The organism is Vibrio sp. V03_P4A6T147, from assembly GCF_002241085.1.
Taxonomy (GTDB): Bacteria; Pseudomonadota; Gammaproteobacteria; order Enterobacterales; family Vibrionaceae; genus Vibrio; species Vibrio anguillarum.
In genome coordinates, this window is record NZ_NDIO01000348.1 from 1 (window position 1) to 3366 (window position 3366).

A 3366-nucleotide genomic window follows, 5' to 3' on the forward strand; every position below is an offset into this window, starting at 1 on the left:
TTAATGCCCATTACCAAGCCGGCCGCAGTAACGATTTACTTAAGCTTAAAAAACACCAAGATGCTGAAGCTACGGTCATTGGTTATAAACTGGGGTCTGGCAAGTACCAAGGTATGATGGGATCAGTGCTAGTGCGCTTAGAAAACGGTGTTGAGTTCTATATCGGCAGCGGTTTTTCTGATGAGATCAGAAATAATCCGCCAAAGATCGGATCCATTATTACTTTTCGTTTTAATGATCTCACTGCAGAAGGAAAACCAAGATTTGCACGTTTTATGAGAGAAAGGCCAGCAATATAAATAAGGCCAGACAATGTCTGACCTTATTATTTCATCGCAACGCCTTTTCGCCACGTTGAAATTCAGAGAATCAAGCCGTTATTTCGATGCAAAATCGAGTTGCACGCTATCGGCTTGTTGATGCATCCAGTGTAAGCGGATACCCAGCATTAAAGCAGCAGAGGATAAGCCAACGATAAATCCTATCCAGAACCCACTGGCACCCATAGGTTCGACAATGAAATCTGTCATTGCTAATACATAGCCGGTTGGCAAGCCAATCATCCAATAAGCGATAAAGGTACGATTAAAAATAGCCGTCATGTCTTTATAACCACGTAGCGCTCCTGCTGCAACGACTTGAATCGCATCCATACATTGATAAATAGCCGCAAAAATAAGCAACTGCATCGCCATGGCTACAACGGCTTGGTTTTCCGTATAAAGCAAAGCCACATATTCACGAAATAGGACCGTTAACGTCGCTGTGATAATTGCAGTAGATAAACCGACTAACAAGCCAACCTGCGAAGCGATGGTTGCCCCTTCAATATTTTTTTCGCCCAGCTTATGGCCAACACGGATGCTCACTGCAGCGCCGATACTCATCGGTAACATAAAAATTAATGATGAGAAATTCAAAGCGACTTGGTGAGCCGCCACCACCAATGAACCGAGTGGAGCGACCAACAATGCGACCACAGCAAATAGAGTAACTTCAAAAAATATCGCTGCCGCCACAGGAAAACCAAGCTTAAATAAGCGAATTTGCGCCTTCAATTGTGGTTTATGGAATTCACCAAAGATATTAATGTGCGCCATGCGTTTAGAAGTGACGACATAAAACAGCAGCATAAAAAACATCAACCAATAGACAATTGCCGTCGCCACACCACAACCCACACCGCCTAGCTCTGGTGCGCCAAATTTTCCGTATACGAAAATCCAGTTAAGTGGAATGTTAACTAATAAGCCCGCGAAACCGATCACCATAGCGGGTTTCGTCAGTGAGATACCATCCGTGAAACTGCGCAATGCTTGAAATAGTAAATAAGAAGGTACGGCAAACATCACGGCGTACATGTACCCGTTAGTTTTTTCAGCCATCAACGGCTCAATATCCATCCACCCCAAAATCCATTGAGTTTGAAAAAGAACACCAATAATGGGAATAGAGACAAACAACGCTAGCGCTGCGCCTTGCTGTATTTCAAAAGGAATTTTCTTTTGCCGCCCTGATCCGTTGAGTTGCGCTACCACAGGAACCAACGCCATTAACAACCCAACACCAAACAGAATCGAAGGTAGCCAAATACTCGCTGCGATCGATACCGCAGCCATATCAATCGCACTCACACCACCTGCCATGACGGTATCTACAAAGCCCATTCCAGTTTGAGCAATAGAGGCAATCAACACAGGTGTTGCCAATTTGATTAAATTTGAAGCTTCTTGTTTATAACGATGCACAAATATCTCCAGAGGAAGGACAAGCAAAAATCGCGACCAATAATCAACTTATCGCGTAGGCATGGATGATAAAGAAATGTCACACTAAGCTCCATGAAAAACTGATGAAATTACCTAATGTTTATTTGGAAGGTTGCTCGTCGCGCTATATGCGGTGAAATCTATTTCAGACAAAGCTTGATTAGGCTAGATAGGGGGGCTTGGCGTGTTGCACGTAACCATTAAGAAGAGCGCTTGCCAAGCGCTCACTTTTTAAAAGATTTGTTCATCATCGGCATCAACAAACAACTCTATTTTGTCTAAACGTTCATCGACCATCATATTGAGATGAATCGCATGGCAACAGGCGGGGCAATCGTCATAAAACTCTTGGCTACCATTTGATGCATCTAGGGTTATCCTAATGGAATGACCGCAGTGAGGGCAGTTGACCATTCTTTCCGTATAATTTTTCATATCTCTTTCCTTACATCCTTGGAGATACCTTAATACTAAGTCGCTAAGTTCCTTTAAGCGGCAAATTAAGTTCAAACTTTGAATTGGCCCATAAAACAACAAAAGAGCCATTTATTAAGGCTCATTTGTTGTCTATACAGCTCGGTTGTTTACACCGTTAAAAGGAGAGGATTTTCTTGATCAAACTTTCCGCTTCGACCAGATAGTGGCCACCAAATTGATTGTAGTGATTGAGGACATGATAGAGGTTATAAATATTCTTACGTTCCACATAGTCCAAACTCAAAGGTAAGATGCTCTCATAGCCTTGGTAAAACTCAGGTTGAAAACCTTCAAATAATTCTGTCATTGCGATATCGCATTCACGATCACCCCAATAACAGGCAGGATCGTAGCAAATTGGACCAAATACCGAGTTTGCCACATTCCCATGCCACAAATCTCCATGCAGCAGAGATGGGCGAGGGCTATGGTTAGCTAAGCGAGATTGGACAACGTCGACCAACTCGCTGATATTGAACAACTCAATTCCTTTTTCACGCAACAATTGCAATTGCCAGCCGATACGTTGTTCCGCAAAAAAACGACCCCATTTTTTGTCCCACGGATTTGGCTGCAAAGTGGAACCAATATAATTGTCTGCATCAAACCCATACTCTTTTTGTTCTCCCCATTGATGCAGTTTGGCCAGTTGTACACCGAACTCATAGCTGTTCGTCGCGTTATCTAGGGGTTTGGTTGGTAGATAGTTTAGAACAATGAAAGCATGATTTTTACTGGTTCCAATCATCACTAGCTCGGGAACCTGTACTGTTGACGTTTCACGAAGCGAACGTAGGTTTTCACCCTCAATCTCAAACTTAGCTAAAAAGTCTCGTGTGTTCACTTTAACAAAATAGCGTTGCTCACCATCGCTGATCATGTAGCAATCACTAATGTCACCACCGCTGACTTTTTCTTTTTCAACAGGGTTAAATTCAAACATGAGCGTATCGGATAACTGCTGAATGAGAGTTTGCCACATAACGACCTCTGCCTTGATTTACTTAATAATTCGTAGTTTAGGTCATGGTTACGAATATTTCAGAAGTGCGTGACACATAATTTAGCCACTTTCCTTTTGAGGGAGCACCAATGCTCATAAATGTGATTAAGTGCAAGA

At 42.6% G+C, this 3366-nt stretch carries 3 protein-coding genes and 1 pseudogene; 1 reads left to right on the plus strand and 3 read right to left on the minus strand.

Going from position 1 to position 3366, the window contains the following annotated elements; genetic code table 11:
* Positions 1–299 (plus strand): annotated as a pseudogene (locus tag B9J84_RS13560) (DNA ligase); the annotation flags it as partial.
* Between the two features lie 78 nt (positions 300–377).
* Here the strand turns inward: B9J84_RS13560 and B9J84_RS13565 are convergent.
* The 3 genes from B9J84_RS13565 to B9J84_RS13575 form a co-directional block, all read right to left on the minus strand.
* The gene (locus B9J84_RS13565; protein WP_026027236.1) at positions 378–1748 is read right to left on the minus strand and encodes an MATE family efflux transporter; all 1371 of its coding nucleotides are present in this window, start codon (positions 1746–1748) and stop codon (positions 378–380) included.
* Positions 1749–2000: 252 nt separating this feature from the next.
* Entirely contained in the window at positions 2001–2204 is a 204-nt protein-coding gene (locus B9J84_RS13570; protein WP_010320526.1) for a CPXCG motif-containing cysteine-rich protein, read from the minus strand.
* 157 nt (positions 2205–2361) lie between these two features.
* The gene (locus B9J84_RS13575; RefSeq protein WP_017042505.1) at positions 2362–3228 is read right to left on the minus strand and encodes a fructosamine kinase family protein; all 867 of its coding nucleotides are present in this window, start codon (positions 3226–3228) and stop codon (positions 2362–2364) included.
* Positions 3229–3366 lie beyond the last annotated feature (138 nt).